Here is a 25,726-nt window from a genome sequence, read left to right as displayed (position 1 = left end):
CTTTCAGTTTTACGGAATATACTTAAAGTACAGCAACGCATTCTTCAGGTTCTTTCCTATCAAGAACGGTAAGATAAGGAAGCCAGCCAACCAGACATATTCACTCCATGAATAGAACAAATCCCTACCGTTCAACGCCTGATCCACATAAATCAAAAAATAGTGACGAAGCGGGAACAGGTCGCTCAATGCCTGCAAAGTCGGATCCATCCCTAACACGGGAAAAGAAAATCCGACAATAGAGAAAGCAATCATACCGAACAAACTGGCAAAACTCAATCCCAGACGCAAAGTTGGCAACACACCGATCATAAACACACCGACAGCCTGCGAAGCCAGCACCAACAGGATTATTGCCGATATCATCGGCATCCAACCACTATTCAGCGGGAAAGCATTGAAACCGTACAAAGCGGCACAACACATCAACGCCACAAGAGTAAAAATAACAGTTTGCGGGAGTAACTTCCCCAACAGACTAGTCGTCAAGGAGTTCCCTCCCGTCTGCAGCCACTGGCGGGCGGTCGAATATTTTATTTCTGTACCGATACTGAACACCGTCACCAGGAAGATCATCAACTGAAGCACGCCCGGCAAAATCGTGTTATTCAGATAGACGGAATAGTTCAGCCAGGGATTACCGATCGCATGAGTATCCACTACTACCGGCTGAAGCTGTCCCATAATCTGGTCGGTCGTATATCCTTTCGCCAGTCCGGTCTGCAAGCCGACCGAAGCACCAGCCAGGACAGACATGGTCTTCATATCCCTGAAAAGCAGGGAAGCTGCGATTAGATAAGTACCGTTCGTATAGAAAGACAATGTAGGTTGTTTTCCCGTTGTTGCCTCCACTGCAAAGTTCTTCGGTATATAGAAAATACCGTATATGTTTCCTTTTTGCATCTCCCGGCGAGCATCATCGAACGTAGCGGTCTTATAAACAACCTCCGTCTGTTCAAAAGCATCCAACTGCCGGATCAGGTTACGGGAAGTGGCTGAACCATCCATATCGACCACGGCAATCGGCAGATTGGTTGGCAAGCCATCTTGCATCAGTGACAGGAAGAAGACGACACAGAGAGCCGGAGCGATCAGCATACAGAAGAAATAGATCGGCTTCGATGTAAGCCGCTGTATCTCCCGCTTCGCCACATTCCAGATACTATGTAAACTCTGCTTCAATGTCATAATATTTCGTTTCCTTTTTTCTTCATTACGACAGACATTCCGGGACGTAAGTCTGCTATTTTTTCCTGCGGACGGGCACGGACTTCAAAGGTCTTCGAATCGAATTGTCCGGTTGTCTTTGTAGCTTTCCAGGCAGCATACGAGCCCATGTCCTTCATATAATATACTTTCAGCTTTACCGGCTTATTGTCGAGTGCCGGAATAAAAGCATTCAGTTCGGAACCGATCTTGATATCCTTCAACAGGTCTTCACGAACACTGAATGATACCCACATATCGTTCAAATCCGTAATATTCATAATTGGCGCACCGGTACCGACCAACTCTCCCACTTGTGGGAAACGTTCGGATACCTCTCCGTCGATAGGTGAAACCAAAGCCGACTCTTTCAAATAAGATTCCACTTCGGCAACAGCGCCGCCGGCCTGTTGAACCAGGGCAGCCGCAGCAGCCTTATCTTCCGAACGGGCACCGTCCCGAGCCATATCGTACTGTGACTTAGCCGCTTTTTCGGTAGCGACCATCGCTTTATAGTTTGCCTCAGCCTCATCTCTTTTCTGAGCAGACATGACTCCCTTATCATATAAGTTCTGAACACGGGTATATGATTTTTTGGCAATCTCCAAACCGGCTTGCGCTTTCTGCCACATCTCGTAAGCACCGGCTATTTCCTGTGCACGGGCTCCTTTAAGAGCTTTGGCATTCTGTGCTTCGGCAGCTTTCTGAACAGCTTCCGCCTGTTGCAGTTTTGCCAGGACTTCCGGAGTATTCAGATACACCAATGTATCACCTGCTTTTACCTTATCTCCTTCATCAAAACGATACATTTCGATTCGTCCGGGTACTTTTCCGGAAATACGAACCTGATTGGCTTCAGCCTGCCCCATAATAATATCGTCGGGAGGAGTAAGCAAAAAGAAACCGGTCAATGCGACTAATCCAATCACGACCAATACCGTGATAAATGCCAACATCATGTTGCTGATCGAAAACTTTTTATTCTCGTTCATCTTTGTATATTTTTATTGTTATTACTTCTGTTTATCTACCGACAGTTTACCCATTGCCTTCGACAGGTAAACTTCCGTTAATTTCACTTCTATCTGAGCATCAATCAGGCTGGAACGTGCCGATACCCAAGCCGTCTGAGCTTCCATCAGGTTTAAGGCCGGAATAACACCTTCCTCAAAACCCAGATTGGCATGGCGAAGGTTCTCCTCCGCATTCTCCATATTCCGCGAAGAAGCGGTCAGTTTCTTATTGGCTTCATTCACCTTATAAACGGACTGGTTGACCTGCAACTCGACCTTTTCGCGGGCTTCCATCAGTTGCAACATCTGGATACGTGTTTCAGCACGGGCGGAGTTCCTTTTATAAGTACCCTCCCACCAACCGGACAAAGGCACTTTCATCATCACACCGACATTAAACATTCCGGCAAATTCATTCTTAAAACCGTTGAAAGCATTCGGGTTCGTTACCAGATAGTTGGCTGACAAAGCCACATTGGGCAACATGTCTGCCAAGACTATCCGTTCTTTCTTCTGATAAATCTTAGCTGCCAGTTCCAGACTTTTCAACTCATCGCGGTTAGCAAACGCTTCATTCACATTTGCGGTAGCATCACTGGAATGGACGGGGAAGTTCTCTATATTTTCATCTGCCAGCGCCAAAGGTTCATCCAATGGCAAACCGCAAATCTGGGAGAGCAGCATACGCGACAAAGCCAGACCGTTATCCACTTTCGTCTGCGCCATTTCCGCCTCATTCAGTTTTACCTTCACCGACAGTCCGTCTGCCTGGGTGGCAACTCCTTCGGCGATCATGGCTGTCACGTCACTGTCCATCTTCCGGAGTAACCCGACATACGCATCGGCCAGCTTTTTCTTATTGACCAACGAAATCACCTGCCAATAAGTTTCATCGGTTTTATAAATGACTTCCTGTAACTGGAGGTCGTTCATCGACTCGGCCAATTCACGGGCATATTTGGTAATCTGATTATAGGAAACAATCTTTCCTCCCATAAAGACCGGTTGAACCAACGAAACGCCTCCCACCCAAATATTCTGCACATCCAGATGTTGCACATCGTCAATTCCTCCCATTAATTGTCCGAAAACAGGAAGTTGGGCAAGCGGTCCCAGGGCGGAACCGAGTTTGGCACTCAAAGCGTCCATATCCAGCAGATTGATATCTTTCTGATTCCACATATATCCTCCCATAGCGGAAAGCTGCGGAAAATATTTAGTAAAAGCCGCTTTTCGTTCTTCATTGGCCGCCTTTACCTTTTCGCCGGACATCTGTAATTCCTTATTATTCTGAATAGCTAAGTTTCGACATTCTTCCAATGTCAAAGTCTGTTGGGAACTTGCATAACCAGAACAGACCAACAATCCTACTAATACAATAATCCGTTTCATCTTTTTATTGTTTTTTCATCCGGAGACTTTATTTTACCACTAAAACAACTTATCACCTTTATCTAAATAAAAAACAACCGGTTATCTCCTATTGTTTATATTCGATAAACCTATATTCTTCGTACACAAACAAAAGTACGATTTATCGGTGCAAAAGTACTGGTTTAGTTTAAATATAAAATTGAATTAATTCAATTAAAGATGCGCTTTTTCAGCTTGCAGTACCAGGCATTGCTGATTCCCATATACTGAGCAATATATTTGTCGGGAACACGCTGCATGATCCACATGTAATGATTATAAAGGTATTTGATAAATTCTTCTGCCGTACACGACTGACGGATGGCAAACATAGAATAAAGTTTTGATATGATAGTCAGCATCGCATTCTGGTAATACGATGCAAATAGCGGATAACGCAGGGAAAGGTCCTCAATATGGGTACGTGATAGCCTTAGCAGTTCACCGGCTTCGAGCGCCTTAATCTCGAACTCGGAAGGCGCCTGGGTAAAATAACCGATAGCGGAAAGGAAAGGATATTGATAGTCGGATGAAAAACCGGTTACGCATTCATCGCCTTTTTCGCTTACATATAAATTAATGAACAGTCCTTTATTAATGAAGTAGGCATCCTGACAAATCTCACCGGTACGAAGCAGGTAATCCCCTTTATCGACAGCAACCACTGTAGTGATATTCTTCAGTTCACTCACAAAGACTTCGTCGCGGGCCAGAGATTCCGGTAGATCCGCTAAAAGCTTCGCTAAGTAGCCGTCTGTTTCCATCGTTAATCTTCCAACGTGAAGTTTCTCTTTCCAATCAAGTTTCCGTCAATAAAAATATCTACACGGTAAGTTCCCGGAGAAAGGAATTCTTCGATATCCCAATACATGGTAACGGGATATTCTTCCCCGTCATATTCGATCAGTTTCTTCATTGAGTAATTGATATCCTTTCCTTCGAAGGGGAAAACATCAGCACGGCTCTTTACCAGCACATCATCGTCCGGTTTCATAATACGCACATATACAGTCTTCTCACCAACAGGAGCGGTAATATTCTTGGCGATACGGAAATCGACTACGAAACGTTCCATACGTTTGATCTTCTTTGCCAGCTTTCCACGCGAATTGACCGGAGTAACCGTGATGCCGGTAGCATCCAGGCGGCTTGCAATAGTAACGCGTTCTGCCAACTTTTCTTTTTCTTTCTTCAGGGTAGCAGCTTGTGATGTGGCACGCTGGTATTTCTGAACAGCTTCTTTCTTTTCTACCTGCAACTGTTCGTTCGCTCGGTTCAAAGAGTCGATCTGAACAACATAATTACGCATGATCTTACGAAGCGTTTCCAGTTCTTTCTTCAGACGGGCAATTTCTTTGGTATTTGTCGCCTTCACCGTACGGAGTTCTTCCATCAGGCGCTGAACCTTTGCCTGCTCTGTGGATAACAAATTCATCAGGGAATCATTGCCTACCTTGAACTGGTATCCCTCATATTGCATAGAGAGTTCATTAAACTCATCTTCAAGCGTTTGCTTATCCAGGTCATAAGCCTCAACCAAATCATTCATCTGCTGTTTCTGCTGATAAATATAATAACCTGCACCAGCGATAATCAGTATCAACACGACTACCGCCATGATTAATAATGAGAGTTTATTTATTTCCTTCGTTTCTTTCTTTTCTGTATCCATACGGTTCCTTCTAAAAATGAACGTACAAAGGTAATGTTTAATCAGATGTATTAAAACATATCCTGTCTGTTTATACATTTTTTAAGAACTTAACCATCCTTTCAACATATACCGACATCTTTTTAGTTTCATTCGGATGAAAATACAGTTTCTTTCGGGAGAAAACACAGTTTCTTTCGAATGAAACTTTTGTGAAATCATAAAAAATATATTGAAATCTCCTCATCAATACCTTTATATATAGGATGAGCTTTACAGATTTTCTAAATAAAATTACTACCTTTGCGCCACTCAATTAAATAATAACACTGCATGCACGAGAAACTTATTATTCTTGATTTCGGCTCGCAAACAACTCAATTGATTGGCCGCAGGGTCAGAGAGTTAAACATGTATTGCGAGATCCTTCCCTACAACAAATTTCCGCATGATGCAACCGATGTGAAAGGGGTTATCCTTTCAGGAAGTCCTTACTCCGTTTACGACGAAAATGCTTTCAAGGCAGACCTGAGCGAGATTCGTGGAAAGTATCCGGTTTTAGGTATTTGTTACGGGGCTCAGTTTCTGGCTTATACATCCGGAGGCAATGTAGAACCGGCCAACTCACGTGAATACGGACGTGCCAATCTATCCTACATTAATAATGAAGATCCTCTATTGAAAGGCATCGACACCGGTTCTCAGATCTGGATGTCTCATGGAGATACAATCACCGTATTGCCGGATAACTTCAAAGTGATCGCCAGTACCGACGATGTAAAAGCGGCAGCTTATCATGTAGAAGGCGAACAGACCTGGGGCGTACAGTTCCATCCGGAAGTATTCCACTCTACAGACGGTACAAAGTTATTAGACAATTTCCTGAATATCTGCGGATGCGCCAAAGACTGGACACCGGCTTCTTTCATCGAATCGACGGTTGCCGAACTGAAAGAGCAACTAGGTGACGACAAAGTGATCCTGGCCTTATCGGGCGGCGTAGACTCTTCCGTTACAGCTGTATTGCTGAACAAGGCGATCGGCAAAAACCTGACCTGTATCTTCGTAGACCACGGTTTGCTTCGTAAGAATGAGTTCGAAAACGTAATGAAAGATTACGAACACCTGGGGTTGAACGTGATCGGAGTAAACGCAAAAGATAAATTCTATAAAGCATTAGCGGGAGTTACCGAGCCGGAACAAAAACGTAAGATCATCGGCAAAGGTTTCATCGACGTATTCGACGAAGAAGCTCATAAGCTGAAAGATATCAAATGGCTGGGACAAGGTACGATCTATCCGGACGTTATCGAGTCTTTATCCATCACCGGAACAGTCATCAAGAGTCATCATAATGTAGGCGGACTGCCTGATACGATGAAGTTGCAACTGGTTGAGCCGCTTCGCCTTCTTTTCAAGGATGAGGTTCGCCGTGTCGGTATCGAACTGGGCATGCAGCCGCATCTGATCAAACGTCATCCGTTCCCCGGCCCTGGTCTGGGTATCCGTATCTTAGGCGATATCACGCCGGAGAAAGTACGTATCCTTCAGGATGCCGATGATATTTATATGTCGCTGATGCGCGAATGGGGTTTATACGATAAGATCTGGCAAGCCGGAGTCATCCTGCTTCCTATCCAGTCGGTCGGTGTTATGGGTGACGAACGTACCTATGAAAATACCGTTGCCTTGCGTGCCGTAACTTCTACCGATGCCATGACAGCCGACTGGGCACAACTGCCTTACGAGTTTCTGGCAAAAGTATCCAACGAGATCATCAATAAGGTAAAAGGTGTGAACCGCGTTGTGTACGACATCAGTTCCAAACCACCAGCAACTATAGAGTGGGAATAAAAAATCACAAGAAGGATAATCTAATTAACTTAATAATTTTAGGAGGAATACGATGAAACAAGATATGATCGTTATTTTAGACCTGGGAAGTCATGAAAATACGGTATTGGCAAGAGCAATCCGTGCATTGGGTGTTTACAGTGAAATTTATCCTCACGACATTACAGTAGAGGAACTGAAAGCACTGCCGAACGTAAAAGGTATTATCATCAACGGTGGTCCTAACAATGTGATCGACGGTGTTGCCATAGATGTAAATCCGGGTATTTACTCGCTGGGTATCCCCGTAATGGCTGCCGGCCACGACAAAGCATTATGTGAAGTAAAACTGGGTGAATTCACCGACGATATAGAAGCTATCAAAGAAGCTGTGAAGTCTTTCGTTTTCGATAGCTGCAAAGCGGAAGCGAACTGGAATATGACAAACTTTGTCAACGACCAGATCGAACTTGTCAGACGTCAGGTAGGCGATAGAAAAGTCCTGTTGGCCCTGTCAGGCGGAGTTGACAGTTCTGTTGTGGCTGCCTTGCTTCTGAAAGCGATCGGCGATAAACTGGTTTGCGTACATGTAAACCATGGTCTGATGCGTAAAGGTGAATCGGAAGATGTAGTGGAAGTATTCAAAAATCAGTTGAATGCGAACCTGATATATAAAGATGTTACCGACCGTTTCCTGGATAAACTGGCAGGAGTTGCCGATCCGGAAGAAAAACGCAAGATTATCGGTGGCGAATTTATCCGTGTATTCGAAGAGGAAGCTCGTCAGCTGGATGGCATCGATTTCTTAGCACAAGGTACGATCTATCCGGATATCGTGGAAAGCGGTACAAAGACTGCCAAGATGGTAAAATCTCATCACAACGTAGGTGGTCTGCCCGAAGACCTGAAGTTCGAACTGGTTGAACCGCTGCGTCAGTTATTCAAAGACGAGGTTCGTGCCTGCGGTCTGGAACTAGGCTTGCCTTATGAAATGGTTTACCGTCAGCCGTTCCCTGGTCCCGGACTGGGTGTACGTTGTCTGGGTGCTATCACCCGTGACAGACTGGAAGCCGTTCGTGAAGCTGACGCCATCTTACGCGAAGAGTTCCAGCTTGCCGGATTAGACAAGAAGGTATGGCAGTATTTCACTGTTGTTCCTGATTTCAAATCAGTTGGCGTACGGGATAATGCCCGTTCTTTCGACTGGCCTGTTATCATCCGCGCCGTAAACACAGTAGACGCCATGACAGCCACCATCGAACCGGTAGACTGGCCTATCCTGATGAAAATCACAGACCGTATCCTGAAAGAAGTAAAAAACGTAAACCGCGTTTGCTACGATATGTCCCCGAAACCCAATGCGACTATTGAGTGGGAATAAGATATAGGATTTAATAATATGAAAAGGAGTTGTGTCGAAGGATGCAACTCCTTTTTTATATTATCTATAGCAACCTTCCTCCTTTACAAAAAAAACAATCGAACAAATATTATCCGATATAGACAATCATTCATAACCCAGGAATGACAAATATATTTTCTTTGTTTTATAGGGGGCAGCAAAAAGTTTGTCATAGCTCATTTTCAGTAGATTACAAAGAAAGCAGCTTACAACCAGGGGTAAAAAGTACCTACTTTCGCTCTCGAGTTTGTCATAATTAACATTTATCATTTTTATATCACTCCAATAAAGATCAAAGCAGGTTGCATTTCACTAATAATGAGTTTATCTCCTTTATGGATATAGACTCCCGGTCACTTTTATCATAAATAGTAACCAAATTGATTACACCTTCATCTAAAGATGTTTTTATTAAATAAGTAATAACCCTGGCACCTCCACTTTTTCCCTTATTCTTAGAACAAATGCGCATACGTATCTTCCGGATATTATTACCCAAAGAAATACCTAATTCAGGATTTTCCAGCAACTCATTCTGCAAAACTGATAAATCATCCTTCATCGAAGAATATCGTTTAGCAAGAAGTTTTGCTTTTTCGGCAAAAACCGCCGTCGGTATGATTTTAAAGTTCATCGATTAAATCCTGAAGAGTTTTCTGTTTGCCCTGGATATGCCCGGCTTTTCGTTCTCCTAATTCTCTCAAACCGTCAATAACAGATTCATGTACCATATAAGTCTCCTCTTCTTCCAATTCAACACACACTGAAACCGAATTACTAAGAGCACGCAAATAACGCAAGGCTTTGTCCAATAGTTCCTCACCCTGAAGGCCCATAATTGCTTCCACTGCTTCCATTTTTAGTATAGCCTCACGAGCATTTACATAAACGGCAACAGGCTCTGATACATTTTCCACTGTTGGATCTGGCTGTGAATATGGTTTAGCTTTCTTCATGCTATAATCTATTTATTTCTTTACAAAGATAGAGATATTCCTTTATTATTCACACGTCTGACAATTTTTAACCCAGCTTCTCCCCCCTACTTTTTCCCAACAATCTTCAGAAAACGTCCGGAAGTAATATTCACTTCTTTTATTTCGAAATAATCTTTTAACTGCGTAGCACTCACCCGTTTATTAACAGGCAGACCGACTTTGCGGTAAGCAGCCGTCAGGATTACAGACAAATCTGAACGCGAATAGGTCTCTCCTACCCGGAACTGCTTCTCCACGATCTCCTTCAGTTGCTGCTTTTTACGGAAGACAGTGGTGCCGGCTTCCTCTACTGCCCGTTTGATTTCGCTGTCTTTGAAGTCGACACTCCGGATATAATCGGCACCTTTGCGGAGGTAACATTCATGGAACATGCAATCGTATTCGGAAGAAAGGATACGCGCCAGGTAACGGCTGTAACGGTCCTGGTCTTTCTCGTCGGGAGAAAAACGCAGGTAAGCGATCCGTTCGAACTGCTCGAGGAGAAATATACGACGCTGTTTACGGCTGGTCTGCCGATGACGTGCCAAACGGTCGTTGTCGGTCAACGGATACTGTTTGTCTTCATGCGTCACCTCAAAAAACGGGACATCCCGGTAGGCATTGAACAAACTGTCCGCCGAGCGGTACAAGCTCTTTACCCGTTCCTGCTCACGGAAATTATCCTGCCGGAAATAATTATCCTTTCCATTCTGATAGACATACTGCTGATAGGTAAGATTGACGGCTGCCTCCATATACGTCTCCCGGTATCCGCGCCGCTTATCCTTTTTACTCTTTTCCCTGATCTCCGTCATGGCCAGCCGGGCACTCTCCAGCCACTCGTCTACCTCCGACGCATTCATTGCCTCCAGCGACGGCTTGATACTGGTTATATGCGTCAGGCTGCGAAAACCGTTACGGAAACGGCCGGCTATCTGTATCGCTTCCGTCCGCGGATCGATCACCGACTGCTCCGCTCCGTAAAGGTCGGAAAGCAGGATGATATCCGGCTTACATCGCACATCGATATCGACTGCCGAAAAGAAACGGCTGGTGAAGAAGTTATACCGTTTCAACTCTTCGATCCGGTCGTGCATGCTCCGGTCTTTTACATGCCTCAGCTTCGCAATGCCCTGGGTACTGCAAAAAGTAGCAGAGTTTTGCAACTCCGCCATATCCTTATAAAGCGATTCGATCGTATCGATGGAATTGACGAAAATACAAACTTTACTTTTACATTCGGGCAGCACTTCCGCCAACGCTTCCACCACATTATTGGTCGTAATCAGACGGAGCGGCTTGCGATACGGATAAGCCGGCTCGATACGTAGTTCGGTGAAACCATGTTCCTCAAACCTCGGATCGCGGGGCAGGATCGGCGTGGCACTGACAAATGCCATCTGCCGGAAAAGAAAAAAGTCGTCGAGCGGCGCCTCTATCGTCTCGCGGAAATCGTTATCCTGGATAATCTTCTCGCATTCGTCGAACAACATGAAAAAGTCCTTATACATATCGACACCTTCATCCTCCATCGCCTGCTTTACCTTCCAGAAACTTTCGGGTGTCACCATGATCTTGCAGCAGCCGGGATATTTGCGGATATGGCGCGCCACCTCATCAGTCTTGACACCGCGGTAAATACCCAGCAGGTTCTTATGTTTCTCCATCTTCCCGACGATCACCGGCACGTTCGGTTCGATGATAATAGAAGAACGGGGAGACATGATCTCGCAATAGGTTGCTCCCAATCCGGGCAATACCTTGTTCAGTATCACCCGTGTCGGTATATTTTCTTTTCCGTGGCGGCGAAGGGCATCCGACAGATACTCCCCTTTCCGGATATCCAGTTTAACGGTACGTATCATCACATTATTCCCTTTCAAATTGTACGGACCTCAGGCGTTGCATGAGTTCGGGTGAAACTTTAAACACGACATCTTTCACGGAGATAGATCCGGCACGTATCTCTTTGGGATCTTTCACCAGCCTCGACTGTGCCGTCAAAGTAAATGTTCCCAGCCCACTGATCGACACGCTGTTGCCGTCTTCCAGCAGGCTGATGATCCCTTCTTTGATTTGTTCGATTGCTCCGAGCATAGCGGCGCTGCGGAATCCATGATCGCCGGTCACATAAGAAGCCAGTCCTTTTGAATCGACATTGTCCGAACGGATCACCTGCGGATAGAAGCCGTCTTCGATATCTTTGGAGAGATTGGTCGGGCGTTTTCGTAGTCTATATTTTACAGCCATTGTTTTGTATTGCTTAAGGTTACTTTTCCAAAGATAGGATATATAATCGAGAAAAAGGCGGTTCCCGGCAATTAGTTATGGGAAAAGGCTGTTATCCGGATTGTCATTCCGGTGACAATGAAATATCATCGGGATGATGTCGGAACGTCACCGAGGTGACAGTTTGCAAAAGTAATAGGCTTTGCCGTTAAAGTATTAAGCTTTTAGGGTTAGATACTATAGCTTTTGAGGTTAAGGGCAAAAGGGTATGATCTATTGAATACCAGACATGCTTATTCTTTTAAAAGTGGCATTTGATTAAGCATATTTTTTATTTTTATTGCCACACGGGGCATTGGTTCAGCAATTGTTAAACCAACTACGTCATATTCTTTTGCTATATCGTTTATCACCCTTACGACGGTTTCAATCTTTAGTCCGTCAGGATCAGTGCCAACGGCTGCAATAATCTCAGCCGGATCTAAAGCATCCAGATCAAAATGAATAACCACTTTCGAAGCACCGGTAGTTTTAAGCCAATCAAGAACAGCCGTACTATTTTGAGCAACATGGGCAGGCGAAAGGCTCTCTACACCGATTTCCTCCTGACGCTCTTTTGAAGCGTTTGTATCATTCCAGGCACGCAAACCAACAATAATCGATTTTGACGGATTGAGTTTAGCGGGAAACAGATCTACAATCTCCTTGTCACCCATACCAAAACAAGCGGTCAATGCCATTGCATGATAACCTGTATAACTATCACCAGGTAAATTTAAGTCGGGGTGAGCGTCTATCCACACAACCGCAACATCTTCAGGATATTTTTCTGCCAGGTAGGTAAACGGCACCACACTAACCGAGCACTCTCCTCCAAGTGTCACAATACGGTCGGGATTTTCTCTTCTAATCAAATCCAAAGCATCTTTACTTTGTTTAATAATAGCACGATAACCGCTAATACCCTTTTCCTCTTTGTGACTTTCCATATCGAGAGAAATGGGGACTTCAACAGTTTGTTGCTTACTTTCGGGTGCAAGCACTTGCAGTAACTGCGCCCCAAGAAAATAACCACGTGAAACATCATTGGCGGGAATGTCGGGCATCCAGCTTGCAACCACTCCTCCCTGCCATTGAGGATAGATTAAGCGAAGTGTTTTAGAATTTGTTTTCATCTCATTCGATTTTGCATAGGTTGTGCCTATAATAAGGCTAAGCACAACAAATAATAAGAACTTGTGTTTCATTTTTAATGCAAAGTTACTGTGTATATACAGATCACACAAGTACTGATAAACCCTCATCCCTATTATTGAGCAAATAGAAAAGTGGGGAGATAATTTTCGACCTCAAATGAAAGAAATCCTTGGAATAGAAGAATAGAAAAATACGTTTCAGGATGACAAAAGCAATAACTCAAGACAATACCTTAGCCGATGTCCTATACTCATTCGGTGAACATCCGATAACCCGTTTGAAGGCTTTGCTGAAATATTGGGGATATTGATAACCCAACGCATAAGCAACGTCACTGATCGACTTGGACGGATCGGCTAATAGTTCTTTGGCAACAGCCATCGTTTTTACCAAAATATATTCCTGGACGGACGTTCCGGTTTCTTTCTTGATTAAGTCACTTACGTAGTGAGACCTTATATTCCGGCGGTTGCCTGGGGAGAAGTTTCTTTCTATTCATGGATGGGATCGACTACCACCAATCTGATCAATCTGCTGACCGCTTATCTGTGGGTAATCATTGTAATAGAAGTTTATCGTTCACAAAAAGTACAACGGGCCGTAGAACCGTTGGTCAGTTACGGCCGTATGGGGTTGACAAACTATATCGTACAGTCTGTGGCCGGTGTCTTCATCTTTTCCGGTTTCGGATTGGATTGGAGTCATTTGGGAGTTTTCCTGAGCGTATTGGTTTGCCTTGCTTATACAGGCATACAAATCGCAATTAGTCATTATTGGCTGAAAGGTTTCCGATATGGCCCAATGGAATGGCTGTGGAGAACGGGAACCTATATGAAATGGCAACCGCTGGTACGCTAACTGTAAGTTTTTATATCTCCATCTGAAAAAACATCGTTCCGCTGATCATCAAGTATCACCGGAACGATGTTTTTTTGAAATCACTTTATCTCTTTGACCACCCGGCAAGGATTCCCTACCGCCAGTACATTCGATGGAATATCTTTTGTTACCACACTGCCGGCACCGATCACGGTATTATCACCGATGGTTACTCCCGGCAGGATATTTACACCGGCACCGATCCATACATTATGTCCGATAGTTACGGGACGGGCATATTCAAGACCACGGTTTCGCTGCTCTGCATCCAACGGATGACCGGCAGTATAGATACCAACGTTCGGGGCGATAAAAGCATTGTCACCGATACAGACCTTAGCCCCATCCAGAATAACCAGGTTTACATTGGCATAGAAGTTCTCTCCTACTTCAATATTATATCCGTAATCACAAGCAAAAGGCGGTTCGATGATCAGGTTGTTTCCTGTTTTACCCAAAAAAGATTTCAGTAATTGCGTCTTTTCTTCCTGCTGAGAAGGGCGCAGACGGTTATAATCGTAAAGCTGTTCTTTCGCTTTCTCACGATCCGACAACAATTCAGCATCGTAGTTGGCATCATACAACAAACCCTGACGGCATTTTTCTTTCTCTGTCATCTTGTTTATTTTATTTGTTATAACCGAATCCTTATTTCCTGTCGGTCACTAATTCAGTACATGTATCGTATGACAAGCCACCAACGCAGCTGTCTCCGTACGAAGACGGCTATCTCCTAATGAAATAGGTTCAAAACCCTGCTGTAAAGCCAGTTCTATCTCTTCCGGGCTGAAGTCTCCTTCGGGGCCGATCAGTACTAAAGCGTTTTCACCCGGACGATACGTTTGTTTTAATAATGTTTTATCTCCATCCTCACAATGAGCGATAAACTTACGACCGTCAAAAGGTTGGCTGACAAATGATTTGAAATCAGTCATTCCTTCCAGCTGGGGTAGTGTCGCCTTTTGCGACTGCTTCATGGCACTGACCAGGATCTTTTCCAGACGGGCTGGTTTTATCTCCCGGCGTTCTGAGAAACGACAATTCAGGCAGGTAATGGCATCAATACCGATCTCGGTCGCTTTCTCTGCAAACCATTCCATCCGATCCATATTTTTTGTCGGAGCAACTGCGATATGAAGGTGGAAGTTCCATAAAGCCGGTTGCTGCCAACTCTCCAGAATGGACACTTCGCAATGTTTATGATGGGCACGACTGATAGCCGCCTTATAAAAAGTTCCTTTACCATCAGTCAGTAAAATTTCATCGCCTTCGGTCAGACGAAGTACACGAATACAGTGACCTGCCTCCTCTTCCGGCAGTTCCGGATTCACTGCAATATCCGGCGTATAAAATATCTGCACGTCTCTTTAATTTTCAATTTATAATTTTCAATTACCCGAGTATCATCCCTATAATCGTGGCTGACAACACAGAAACCAAAGCACCGGCAATCATGGCCGGAAAACCGAAACGGGTTATCATTTCCTTCTTCTCCGGAGCCAGCACTCCCATTCCGCCTAACAGAATCCCGATAGACGAAATATTAGCAAAACCACATAATATATAGGTAGACATTAAAATCGACTTTTGATACATGAACATCCCGGCATCTTTCCACTCCTGCAACTGGAAATAAGCCACAAATTCATTCAGGATCGTTTTCTGTCCCAGCAAAGAACCGACAAGCATAATATCCGGTGACGGAATACCGATCAGCCACATAAAAGGAGCCAGAATAACTCCGAGAATAAACTGGAACGTCAATCCCTGCGCTTTACCGTCAGTCACCGAAACGATCCATTCATTCAAACCGGTATAACGCCCCAGCAATCCTTCCAGAAGATAATTCGCCAAAGCGACCAGCGCAATGAATACCAAAAGCATTGCAGCTATATTGACCATCAGGCGGATACCGGTAGATGTTCCGGCAGCCAAGGCATCCAAAGCCGTCGGATGGGAACTTCCTTTTTCCAGCGTGGCAGCCTGATCAACGGCAACTTCCGTCTGCGGACAAAGCATCTTTGCCAAAACGATCGAGCCGGGTGCAGCCATCAACGACGCCGAAATCAGATGCTTGGCAAACAACACCCTGGCTACAAGGTCACCCCCCGATAACATACCAATATAAGTTGCCATAACCGTTCCGGCGATAGTCCCCATTCCGGACACCATAACCAGAAAGATCTCCGACTTATTCATCGCCGGCAAGTAATTCTTAATAAGCACGGGAGATTCAGTCATACCCATAAATATATTTCCGGAGGTAACTAATCCTTCCGCACCCGATATATTCATAAACTTTCGTAGCAACCAGGAAAAAGCTCCCACAACACGCTGGATAATTCCCCAGTAATAAAAGAGGGAAACCAATGCTGAAAAGAAAATGACAACCGGTAATGAATGGATCAGGAATATAAACCCATTACTTTTGGTTGCGTACGGTCCTAATAAAAAGCCAACTCCCGCCTGGGTAAAGTCCATCAGTTTAATGAACGCCTTCCCCATCCATTCCAAAGCTGTTCCCACGAACGGTATATAAAGAACTGCCAGGGCAAATATGACCTGCATAATCAATCCACCTCCTATCAACTTCCAGTCGATACGTTTCCGGTCATAACTCAAGGCATATGCCACAGCCAGAACTGTCACGATCCCCAGTATTCCACGTAAAAGGGATTCCAGACTAATCCCGCTCTGTTGATCTATCATTTGGCACTTCCCTCCTCTTCTTCACGACGGCGAATCTCGTCTTTGTACATCTTTGCATACTCATAGTTCTCATCAGCTACAGCTTCTTCCATCCGTTCGCTCAATTCTTCTTCATCCAGAAGAGAAAGCCATTTCTTCAATTCCGCCTCATCTTCTATATCTTCCGGTTCTTTGTCCAGCAAAGCATAATCGTTGTCATCCATTTCATCCGGCATCGAGGATTCTTCCAGCACGACTCCGCATTCTGAAACGATATGTTCTGTCGTATAGATGTCGCATTTCACCCGAAGAGCAATTGCAATGGCATCCGATGTCCGTGAATCGAGGCGTACCTGAGTTATGCCATCATCAAACAACAGCTCGGAATAGAAAACACCGTCTTCGAACTTATAAATGAAAACCTCCCGTAGCTGAATGCCGAAAGCCTGGGCAAAAGTCATAAATAAATCATGAGTAAGAGGCCTGGGAGGCGTAATATGTTCTAATGCAATAGCAATGGATTGTGCTTCCGATGTCCCTACTATAATAGGTACGCGACGAGCTCCGTTTTCTTCCGCCAGTATCAGGGCATATGCTCCCGACTGAATCTGGCTATTAGTCAGCCCTTGAACCCGTAATTTTATTTTTGTATCCACACCACATAAATTTTATAGTACTGATACAAAAGTAATATTATTTCGGAATTAAAAGAGGGAAAGTGGACAAATGATGATCGGTAAAGTCTATAAAAAAGAAAAGGTTGTCATCCCGACAACCAATCTTCATTGCTAACCTTAAATCTAATACCATGAAAAACACAGTGCAAATATAAGCACTTTATGTTATTCAGCATAGTTTTATAGCACAATTCATACTTATTTTAGCAATAATTTAGTAGAACACCTTATTTGACAAGGTATATTAACAATCAATTCTTATCTTTCATATATTCATCCGCTTTCTCCTTCATCCGTTCAACACGTTTAGCTGTTTCAGGATGGCTTGAAAACATCTGGCGAAATTTGGATGATTTCGGTGCATCTTCACTCAAACTCATCAGTTTATTCAATGAATTATGCATGCTGTACGGATCAAGGCCATTGGCTACACTAAACTCAAAGCCGTAATCGTCTGCTTCATTTTCCTGTTTTTGAGAATATTGTGCACCGGCCAATGCTGTTGCCAGGTCGCCTAACTGGGAATCCGATAATTTAGCTACGACATCACTGGTTGCTCCTGCGGCATTTTTTGCAGCCGAAGTCAGATAAGCGTTCTTCATGGCATCTTTCGAATCGGAATGGAGCACATGACCGATTTCATGTCCGATAACAGCCATTACTTCATTGTCGTCCATCACTTTCATCAATCCGCCGCAAACACGGACACTACCGTCGCCACAGGCAAAAGCATTTACGTCGATAACATTGTATACCTTAAAATTCAGATCCAGTCCGTCAACTTTGATATCCTTTGTCAGACGTTCCAGACGCTGTCCCATCTCCGTATCGGGGCCGGCCACTTCATTATGGGTATCCATCCATTCGATATATTCACGACTCATGGTCACTATATCGGCATCACTAAGTGTGATAGCCTTAGCAACATCGGTAGCGGCGCTAACCACTTTCTTGGTGTTAATTGTTTTCCCTCCGATTTTAAACTGCGCAGAAGCAGTCAGGCTGACACCAGCCAGCAAGATTACTGATAATAACGTTGTTCTCATACTCAATTTGTTATTTACATACATTAGTTTGTTTGCATTTGCATAAATTCCATCAACTGGTTAAATGTGACATCTTTTAGTATAACTTTTTTCGTCTTATCCAACAGGTAAAGGGTTGGAATTGCTTTCAGATCATATATCTCATCATTTTTAAGGCTTACCGTATTATCATAGGAGTTTATCCAGGCTGCCGGTACATCAGGGATATGTTTCCGCCAGGCTTCCAGATCCTCATCGGGATAGACAGCCAGAATCTTTAGTTTCTTATCAGACATCATCCGGCCGATCAACGGATCACCCGACAACTGTTCCGTAATTTCTTTACAGGCATGACAATCCGGATTGTAGAAGAATAACAAAAGATAATCAGCCTTTACATTATATAATGTACCGGTTTTCCCATCAGCCAAGGTATAAGTAAAGTCGATTGCCGGCTCACCTACCCTGTTCTTTAATGCCAGTTCCAGTAAATGGGCAGGACGGATTTTATTTACTTCATCGAGGACCGGTGCGGCCAGGACGGATTCGAGTACAGGGATATACAAAGATTCATCGCGCATCGGAGAGTTAGGATCGTAAAGATACTTTTCATACAGACCGGCCATATGAGCAAAGAAGCTGCTGTCAGCCGCAGCCTTGTGCATCATACCTTTGATGGAAGAGGTCGCAACTTCCGGAGTCACATATTTCATCAGGTCGATATAGTTGGTAAGTGCCTGTTCCGTAATATCCGGCAGATGGATATACGCCGTATCGGTAAAATCAAATTTATCCCAATAATGCTGGACCAGATATTTGGCTCGTTCGCCCGGATCGGTAATCATACTGGGAACGGCAACCATTTCAAAGGTTCTCGGCGTTGTATCCTCTTTCTCTGTTTTTGCTGTCTGCTGGCCGTGACATGAGTTAAAAATCAACGCAAATGCCAGCAAGCAAAGTATTCTGACTATCATATCTTTATGTTTTTACATGCAAATATAATAGTTACTACAGTTTCAGATATCACTTTAGCCAATTATTTTATAGAGAATCCCTCCTGACTCTACTTTATAAATCAAAAAGTCAGGAGGGAGGGAGCGGTTAACATTCAATTTTAACGTATAATCACCTTTTCGGTTTTTTGCCGGTTGCGGGTGGTTACAGTAACCAGAGTAACTTGTTCAGGAATAAACACATCGAGAGAAACAGTACTTTGACGAATAGCTTGCTTATTATATATCAGTCTACCGTTTAAAGCATGTATTTTTACAGATTCAATCGGATCATCAACAGAACTGCTTACTACGACCCGGCCGTTGCTGACAGCAATACGTATATCCGAATCCGGAATGTCATTCTCCTCTATTTCACCTATCCGCAGGAACAACCGTCCTTCTACAAAACCTGTCTGATTATCAAATGTATATTCAGGATTCTCCCTCATATTCTGCAATGTTCCCGTAAAAGTATCCTGCAGATAAATATTCTGAGCCGTATCAAAAGTTTCCATTCCGGATAAGCGAAGGGTCAACTCACCTTTGACATCGGTACGGATACCCAGTTCAATGGGTTTCGATAAATCGCCCAATGTACGGATAGAAGCCGCCTTTCCATCCAGTAACGTATATAAAACAGCCGGTTCTGTATTCTCTTCCGAAAAGAGAGTCCACATATCTTTGCGTGCATTATACCGGTTTTCTTCAAGCGGAACATATTTCAGACGAATATGACTCTGGGCTACCTGATTCCTCAACACGTCCATCTTCAGCGTTGCCTCTTCCATTCTGCGGGAGGAACGCAGGGTGATGTCAGACGTTGTTGTCGACATCGTGAAATTGAATTGAAGCTCAGATATCTGTCCTGTCTTTTCTACAATAAAGGATTGCATAGGTGCAATAAGATACGGATCATTTGAAAAAACCCCTGGGTTATAAGCTTCAAACGTTTCATTATCCGTCCATATATAATAACCGCCAGTTATAGCCTGATTGGCTGCTTTAAATTGATTGAAATTCAGATGTGACATAAAAGGATTGCCTAACAAAGCTGTCGTATAGCCTGTTTGATCGTTTTTCACAGTCACATTAAAGTTCTTATTTTCATTATCTAATGGTCGGTTACCTTCCATCTCTTCTATACACTGCTCATAAGTAAACCGCCCTATACCGGTACGATCCATTGTCTTTGTTTCGCCCAGATAAACACCATGATAATTCCACATTGAATAGGTAACGCTATCTTTGGGGAAACGGAAAGACTGCAGTTCTGCTTCGATGTCTTCTCCATCATAGACTCCGATAGCGTATCCGAGCCCCGGAGACAAATCTTCGGTCAGCGTATTGAAAGGATTCGAGAAGTCGCCTGTCACCTTTGCCGGTGTATCTTGTGTCTGTGGATTGGTGGTATTATATTTCATCATATAAACTGTTGGATTCTGACGCTTTATATTTCCTTCGACAAAATAATCACCGGAATACATTGCACGTAAAGGAGCCGAGACAGTATACCAACGACCTGGTTTCACATCAAGATCCACTTCTGCAAATCTGTAGTTCAAATAATTCGTACGAGCCACTCCGCCCCCCATCTTGAAGGTTATCGTATCGCAAGCTGGGCGGAGAGAAAAGAATCCGTCATTCTGCTTTTCTTTCTGTTGATTCAGATATAACTGACTATTGGTATAATCATTTACCACATTCAACGAGTCTACTGTCGGCTTTATCAACAGAGGATAATGACCTAACAGATTGGTTTGATCCACTTTGATTGATTCATTGGGGATGATCACATTAGTACAGTATCCGGGTACACCGTTGTCCCAGTTTCTGAAATCATTCCAGTTGTTTGCTTCACCATTACCGGTCCAGGTGGTTACTTTGGGGAATAGTACAAACTCATGCATAGAAGCCTCAGTACATCCCACGGAATTATTGGCAGTCAACGAAACCGTATAAAATCCCGGAGCATAATCGTCCAACTTTATTTTCAAAGCTCTTGCTGTAGTATCGGAAACGACCGTCCCACCGACCATCCAGGTATAACTTGCATAAGGATTATTATCACTCACTTGCGTATCCTGGTTGGTTATAGTGATATACCCGTCTCTATCTACATCGGAATAGCAGAAAGCTGTTCGGTTACCGGCCAGCGAAGGTGTAGGAATCTTATCTATAGAGGCTGCAAAAAGTAATTCACGAGGCTCTGACACAGCCATACAGGCATAATTCGGAATACCGGCAAAACCTCCCGACTGAGCTACTACTAAACGATAATATCCATTGTTGGCTGCTGTAAAAGGGTAGATTTCGAATTTTGATTTATCAGTCGTGATCACTCCTGAAGTCACCTCTCCGATAACACTGGCAAGTGGTTGCCACGGACCATCTTTTCCGGTAGGACTAAACTCCCATCGATAGTCCAAATAGTTTCCTAAGGTACCGTCATCCGTATAAGTTCCTTTCAGGATAAGCACTCCCTCATCTTCTGCACAAACATAACCGTTTACAGATGGCACGAGGGTCACGGGAGGGATAACCAGATAAATTTCAATATCATCCATCAACACATCATTTCCCCCTCCGGTACCAAAGTTGTTATTGACAACTTCCAGAGTTATACTGGTTACATTCTCCGGAACAAGGAACCTGAATCCGAATTGTCTCCAATTATTACCTTCCCCATCAAGCATATTTCCGGAAAGATATTCTGCTAATATATCTCCTGTTTCTGTGTTTGTCAATATAAATTTAAGATTCACTTTCTCCAGTCCGTTCCATTTTACAAAGCTGGTAAACCATCCTGTAATAACTAATTCGATATTACGGCATGCGCCCAGGTTCGTTAATTGATGAGTATAGAAACGTCCGGGAGTCTCTGTAGCGTTTACAGCGACCAAATAACCATGAGTTTCATTAGGCTGGTCTTCATAAATATGGTCTGTCATAGCCATCCAGCCATTAGAACTCCCTGCGGGACTTTTCTTCGTAATCATATAACCGCCTTCCGGCAAATTGCCATCACCGGATTTATACTGTTCGTAATCAATCGTAATATAATCGATTGGCTCTTGTTTTATATTCAGATCTCCGGGAACTGTTCCCCCAAAGTTCTCCCTGTGTATACGACGGGCATTTGCCGGAGAAATAGCAGCATCTACGCTACCACACAAATAACCAGGCAGTAAATAATATGCGGCTCTCTCATCCAAAAGGGGAACTCCGTTCATATCACATATCTCTACCCAATAAGTTCTTGCTTTAAACTGTCCGTCTGTATTTCTTTCGTTCTGGACAGACAGGGTATGTGTCTTTCCGTCAGACAGTATTACAGGATCCTCTATGGCTTGCGTAGAAGAATATTTCTGATCATAATCATACTCATCCTGATCAGGCAGTAGATCTTCCGTACCTCCGTCTTTACTAGTGTACCATTTATACGTAACTCCAGTTATTTCTGGGGCCTCCATATGAATAAGCGAAGGCAAATAACCTGGTTCACCCAAACTCACCATTCCTGGAAGATATTCACCACTTCCCCTATAAACTGTAGCTTGCTCTTTCGTCATGTTATCCGGACATACGAAATAGGTTTTCGATTTAGATGCATCTTCCGGTATAAATTTAACCGAATCAGAATAGACAGATACATTATCTCCTGTTACCACAAAACGATAATAAATAGTCTCATGAATGGCATTTGTTGTATAATCGGTCGCAAAATTTCCATTTCCGACAGTACCGGTAGCTCCCGTTCCACTACTATTGATCCACCCTCCGGTCTCAAGACGTTGCTGCCATTGATAGGTGAGCAAGCCTGTCAAACTGCCGCAGGCATACCCCCCTGTCAGGGTTTCTTTCTTACCGGATAACACAATCATCTCCGTCTTTGTTGGTGTAAATATCTGTGCCGGGCTCAATAATTTTATTTCAATATCATCCAATGCAACCCCCTTACCCCAGTCCCAGGCTCCTTCCGTAAATAGGGAAAGTGTAGCGATAGTAGCACCTTGCGGTACAAAAAAGTCAAATCCATATTGTTTCCAGAGACTATTACTTCCTCCGCGAATATCTCCTGTCGTATATTCTTGGGTATCTCCGTTATCGAAACCGACAAGAAATTTGAAATTCTGCTTGGTATTGGTGTTTTTCTCCAGATTGGCAATCCAGGCTTTAAACGATAGTTTCGAACCACCACAAAGATTGGAAAGCGTCGTTTTATAAAATGGCATACTTTCACCATCCGACGTACCCCTGGCGTGAACCAGCAGAAAGTAACCGTCTTTACAACTGGAATGATCTGTTACATCCGTATTCCAGTTTGTCGTACTTTCAGAATTATCCTCATTTGTCCAGTAATTCAGGTATACTTGATTCGTTATTATATAGTTACCGCTCCCGGGGTTGGGTCTTACGATTCCCTCCGACACCTGGGTATATTCATATCCGGGAATAACATATTGATTGTCGGCTTTATAAATAAAATCCTGTGTAGAACCACACCCTCCAAAGTCTTCTCTGATCAGGTAATTGCCATCCCGAAACAGTCGCACAGGTTCTGAGACCAGAGCTTCCGTAAAATCCGTATCACCACCATTCCCCTTGATTACCAAAACTCTATAATAGTAACCGTCTACCACCGCTGGTATAGTCCCGGTAAAAGTTCCGCTGTTACCTGTCGCCGTACCGTCCGATCCAGCAATATCTGTCCATCCATTACCATCAGCACTTCTTTGCCACCTGTAATTAATAGAAGGACTGATATATTTATAATCCACCATAAAATCCACATTGAAACCGACAGTACTTCCCGATACTGGAGATTTGATAGTTATAAATGATTCATATCCGGTAAGGGAGATATCATCTAATCCAAGCCACAAATTATCACCTACAGATGATATACGTATTTTAATCTCATCGTCCTTATAACTAAGAGGAATGTAAAACAATAATTTTCTTTCTTCCCATTCGTCGCTTACCTTAAACTTTGCAGAGTCCATCACAATACCTCCAGCATCTTCAACTTCCAACTTAAACTGATAGGGAAGAGTATCGACCCTCCCCCACAAGGCAACCTGCCATGTACTGAGAGAAAAGGTTTGTCCCAACATGTCCGTTGTTACCGGAATACTGGCTTCATAAACAGTCTTCTCTGTATTTGTACGGTTCACAGCGTACATAAAATAACCTTTTGAATTGTCTCCAGGGATACTGTGATCCTCAAAGCCACCTTTACCGCCACCGTCTCCGTCTCCCCAATTCCACTCTACACCCGGAAAACCGGGGATAGACAACTTCCATCCGGCCAGTTTTGTGATTGCATAAGTGGCAGCGCCTCCCTGATCCAGTTTAATCGGTCTTTCCCCGTAAGCTTGTTCGGCTTTGTCCCTGTTGTAGGCTCTGTCATCGGGGAGTCCGTAAGTAAAATCCGTTGTTATTGTTGGATGCGGACCAGCAGCAAGCCACCAGTCGCCCGAAGCTCCTGCCTGGTTTGTCGAATCGGTAGAGGGCCAGTTTCCACCAAAGTCCTCCTTCAACAGATATTCGACCGCTGTGTACTCTACAGTAACTATATCCGAATACAAAGTTTTACTACCTGCCGTGACTACAAGCCGGTAATAGACAAGACCTTCCATACTTTCCGCCGCAGGAGTGAATTCTGTTGTAAAAGATGTTCCATTAGCTCCTCCTGTCGCTCCCGTACCAGTGGCCTGAACCCAAGAACTACCGTCATATTTCTGCCATACATAGGAATAAGCTTCACTTCCTAAAGGATTGTTATATTTTGCCAGAAAAGGAGCAGCAACCTGTGTGTTGACTTTCGTATAGGTGTATAAAGAAGCAGGAGATGCCATCTGTATCGCCTTCATGTTCACCGTTATATCATCCACCCCAAATTTGTGCTTCTTATTTTCATATCCATATTTATCAACAAGACTGAAAGTTATCGCTCCATCCTGGGTAGCTGTAACAGAATGAGACCAATAAATCCATCCGCCATTCGAATTTGCATAGTTGGCCGAAGTTTTAGTCTGACCGCCAAGTCCGGTTCCCGTAGCTTGTATTTCAAAATTATATCCGCCATCCACATCGTCATAATAAACGCCAAACTTAACAATCTCTCCTTTCTTTACATAAGAGATTGTAGCAGCATAGATTTTTTTAGGATCGGTACCTGCTTCCTTCACGGCAAAAAGATAATATCCGGTTCCTGTGGTATGATCGGGATGTGGCCATTGTGGAGGTTCACCGTGACCAACAAGGTTTGAATTTTTAGTAATGATACATTTTCCGGCATCATCGGCCATAGGTACAGTGGCAGCATACGTGAAATCATAGTAACTCCATATTCCCGGATTAGGATCTATGTAGTTACCGCTAAATTCGGGTCTCTCAAAATCTTCATTGATAACGTTTACTTTTGTTGCCTGTTGTGCTTTCACCTGTCCACCGACCAATAATAGTCCCAGAAATACGATGAGTTGCATCTGCTTAATACAGATTGTCTTTTTTGAAATATTTGTCATAACCCTTATGC

At 43.8% G+C, this 25,726-nt stretch carries 20 protein-coding genes and 2 pseudogenes; 4 read left to right on the top strand and 18 right to left on the bottom strand.

Features of this window, described 5'->3' with window-relative positions; all coding sequences use genetic code 11:
- Window positions 1-9 precede the first annotated feature (9 nt).
- From HMPREF1535_RS13505 to HMPREF1535_RS13485, 5 genes are all read right to left on the bottom strand, one after another.
- On the bottom strand, window positions 10-1,188 hold the full coding sequence (locus HMPREF1535_RS13505; RefSeq protein ID WP_046146577.1) for an ABC transporter permease: 1,179 nt from the start codon (window positions 1,186-1,188) through the stop codon (window positions 10-12).
- Window positions 1,185-2,198, bottom strand: coding sequence for an HlyD family secretion protein (locus HMPREF1535_RS13500; RefSeq protein WP_007657723.1), 1,014 nt, complete (start codon window positions 2,196-2,198; stop codon window positions 1,185-1,187). Before HMPREF1535_RS13500 ends, HMPREF1535_RS13505 begins: the two co-directional genes overlap by 4 nt.
- A gap of 21 nt (window positions 2,199-2,219) precedes the next feature.
- Window positions 2,220-3,611 carry a TolC family protein gene (locus HMPREF1535_RS13495; RefSeq protein WP_007657716.1) on the bottom strand — a complete coding sequence of 464 codons (1,392 nt, stop codon included), beginning with the start codon at window positions 3,609-3,611 and terminating at the stop codon, window positions 2,220-2,222.
- Window positions 3,612-3,802: 191 nt separating this feature from the next.
- The gene (locus tag HMPREF1535_RS13490; RefSeq protein WP_010800133.1) at window positions 3,803-4,396 is read right to left on the bottom strand and encodes a Crp/Fnr family transcriptional regulator; all 594 of its coding nucleotides are present in this window, start codon (window positions 4,394-4,396) and stop codon (window positions 3,803-3,805) included.
- Window positions 4,397-4,398: 2 nt separating this feature from the next.
- Window positions 4,399-5,304 carry a hypothetical protein gene (locus HMPREF1535_RS13485; protein ID WP_044215181.1) on the bottom strand — a complete coding sequence of 302 codons (906 nt, stop codon included), beginning with the start codon at window positions 5,302-5,304 and terminating at the stop codon, window positions 4,399-4,401.
- A 312-nt stretch (window positions 5,305-5,616) separates the two neighbouring features.
- Here HMPREF1535_RS13485 and guaA (HMPREF1535_RS13475) point away from each other — a divergent pair, with 312 nt between their 5' ends.
- A complete protein-coding gene (gene guaA, locus HMPREF1535_RS13475; protein WP_007657711.1) occupies window positions 5,617-7,137 on the top strand; it encodes a glutamine-hydrolyzing GMP synthase in 1,521 nt (506 codons plus the stop codon).
- 52 nt (window positions 7,138-7,189) lie between these two features.
- Window positions 7,190-8,497: a glutamine-hydrolyzing GMP synthase gene (gene guaA / locus HMPREF1535_RS13470; protein WP_044215166.1), complete on the top strand. Its 1,308-nt coding sequence runs from the start codon at window positions 7,190-7,192 to the stop codon at window positions 8,495-8,497.
- 313 nt (window positions 8,498-8,810) lie between these two features.
- Here the strand turns inward: guaA (HMPREF1535_RS13470) and HMPREF1535_RS13465 are convergent, their stop codons facing one another.
- From HMPREF1535_RS13465 to HMPREF1535_RS13445, 5 genes are all read right to left on the bottom strand, one after another.
- Window positions 8,811-9,152 (bottom strand): hypothetical protein, encoded by a 342-nt coding sequence (locus HMPREF1535_RS13465; RefSeq protein WP_046146575.1) that lies wholly within the window; start codon window positions 9,150-9,152, stop codon window positions 8,811-8,813.
- A complete protein-coding gene (locus HMPREF1535_RS13460) occupies window positions 9,142-9,474 on the bottom strand; it encodes a hypothetical protein (protein ID WP_010800136.1) in 333 nt (110 codons plus the stop codon). The genes HMPREF1535_RS13465 and HMPREF1535_RS13460 overlap by 11 nt, the downstream gene beginning before the upstream one ends.
- An 86-nt stretch (window positions 9,475-9,560) precedes the next feature.
- Complete coding sequence (locus tag HMPREF1535_RS13455) at window positions 9,561-11,360, bottom strand: DEAD/DEAH box helicase family protein (RefSeq protein ID WP_046147542.1); 1,800 nt, start codon at window positions 11,358-11,360, stop codon at window positions 9,561-9,563.
- A gap of 4 nt (window positions 11,361-11,364) precedes the next feature.
- Window positions 11,365-11,745 carry an HU family DNA-binding protein gene (locus HMPREF1535_RS13450; RefSeq protein WP_007657701.1) on the bottom strand — a complete coding sequence of 127 codons (381 nt, stop codon included), beginning with the start codon at window positions 11,743-11,745 and terminating at the stop codon, window positions 11,365-11,367.
- Between the two features lie 272 nt (window positions 11,746-12,017).
- Window positions 12,018-13,028: an arginase family protein gene (locus HMPREF1535_RS13445; RefSeq protein ID WP_392391965.1), complete on the bottom strand. Its 1,011-nt coding sequence runs from the start codon at window positions 13,026-13,028 to the stop codon at window positions 12,018-12,020.
- On the opposite strand from HMPREF1535_RS13445, the pseudogene HMPREF1535_RS26255 reads away from it, so the two are divergent.
- Window positions 13,021-13,107, top strand: a pseudogene (locus HMPREF1535_RS26255) (winged helix-turn-helix transcriptional regulator); the annotation flags it as partial. The gene HMPREF1535_RS13445 and the pseudogene HMPREF1535_RS26255 sit on opposite strands and share 8 nt — an antisense overlap.
- A gap of 33 nt (window positions 13,108-13,140) precedes the next feature.
- Here the strand turns inward: HMPREF1535_RS26255 and HMPREF1535_RS25410 are convergent.
- A pseudogene (locus tag HMPREF1535_RS25410) lies at window positions 13,141-13,368 on the bottom strand (helix-turn-helix domain-containing protein); the annotation flags it as partial.
- Here HMPREF1535_RS25410 and HMPREF1535_RS13440 point away from each other — a divergent pair.
- Window positions 13,369-13,779: a DUF418 domain-containing protein gene (locus HMPREF1535_RS13440; RefSeq protein WP_010800139.1), complete on the top strand. Its 411-nt coding sequence runs from the start codon at window positions 13,369-13,371 to the stop codon at window positions 13,777-13,779. It begins immediately after the preceding pseudogene.
- Window positions 13,780-13,859: 80 nt separating this feature from the next.
- On the opposite strand, the gene HMPREF1535_RS13435 is transcribed toward HMPREF1535_RS13440, so the two are convergent.
- The 7 genes from HMPREF1535_RS13435 to HMPREF1535_RS13405 form a co-directional block, all read right to left on the bottom strand.
- Window positions 13,860-14,417, bottom strand: a complete 558-nt coding sequence (locus tag HMPREF1535_RS13435; RefSeq protein ID WP_010800140.1) for a sugar O-acetyltransferase — start codon at window positions 14,415-14,417, stop codon at window positions 13,860-13,862.
- A 48-nt stretch (window positions 14,418-14,465) separates the two neighbouring features.
- Entirely contained in the window at window positions 14,466-15,161 is a 696-nt protein-coding gene (locus tag HMPREF1535_RS13430) for a 16S rRNA (uracil(1498)-N(3))-methyltransferase (RefSeq protein ID WP_046146574.1), read from the bottom strand.
- A 31-nt stretch (window positions 15,162-15,192) separates the two neighbouring features.
- The gene (locus HMPREF1535_RS13425) at window positions 15,193-16,509 is read right to left on the bottom strand and encodes a NupC/NupG family nucleoside CNT transporter (protein ID WP_046146573.1); all 1,317 of its coding nucleotides are present in this window, start codon (window positions 16,507-16,509) and stop codon (window positions 15,193-15,195) included.
- Complete coding sequence (locus HMPREF1535_RS13420; RefSeq protein ID WP_007657688.1) at window positions 16,506-17,144, bottom strand: bifunctional nuclease family protein; 639 nt, start codon at window positions 17,142-17,144, stop codon at window positions 16,506-16,508. The genes HMPREF1535_RS13425 and HMPREF1535_RS13420 overlap by 4 nt, the downstream gene beginning before the upstream one ends.
- A gap of 272 nt (window positions 17,145-17,416) precedes the next feature.
- The gene (locus tag HMPREF1535_RS13415) at window positions 17,417-18,211 is read right to left on the bottom strand and encodes a M48 family metallopeptidase (RefSeq protein ID WP_007657687.1); all 795 of its coding nucleotides are present in this window, start codon (window positions 18,209-18,211) and stop codon (window positions 17,417-17,419) included.
- Between the two features lie 23 nt (window positions 18,212-18,234).
- On the bottom strand, window positions 18,235-19,164 hold the full coding sequence (locus HMPREF1535_RS13410; RefSeq protein ID WP_010800153.1) for a DUF5106 domain-containing protein: 930 nt from the start codon (window positions 19,162-19,164) through the stop codon (window positions 18,235-18,237).
- Between the two features lie 140 nt (window positions 19,165-19,304).
- Window positions 19,305-25,715, bottom strand: coding sequence for a hypothetical protein (locus HMPREF1535_RS13405; RefSeq protein WP_046146572.1), 6,411 nt, complete (start codon window positions 25,713-25,715; stop codon window positions 19,305-19,307).
- Window positions 25,716-25,726 lie beyond the last annotated feature (11 nt).

The organism is Parabacteroides goldsteinii DSM 19448 = WAL 12034, assembly GCF_000969835.1.
GTDB classification, from domain to species: Bacteria; Bacteroidota; Bacteroidia; order Bacteroidales; family Tannerellaceae; genus Parabacteroides; species Parabacteroides goldsteinii.
Note: the sequence above shows the minus strand (reverse complement) of the source record. Positions and strands in the feature narration are given on the sequence as shown.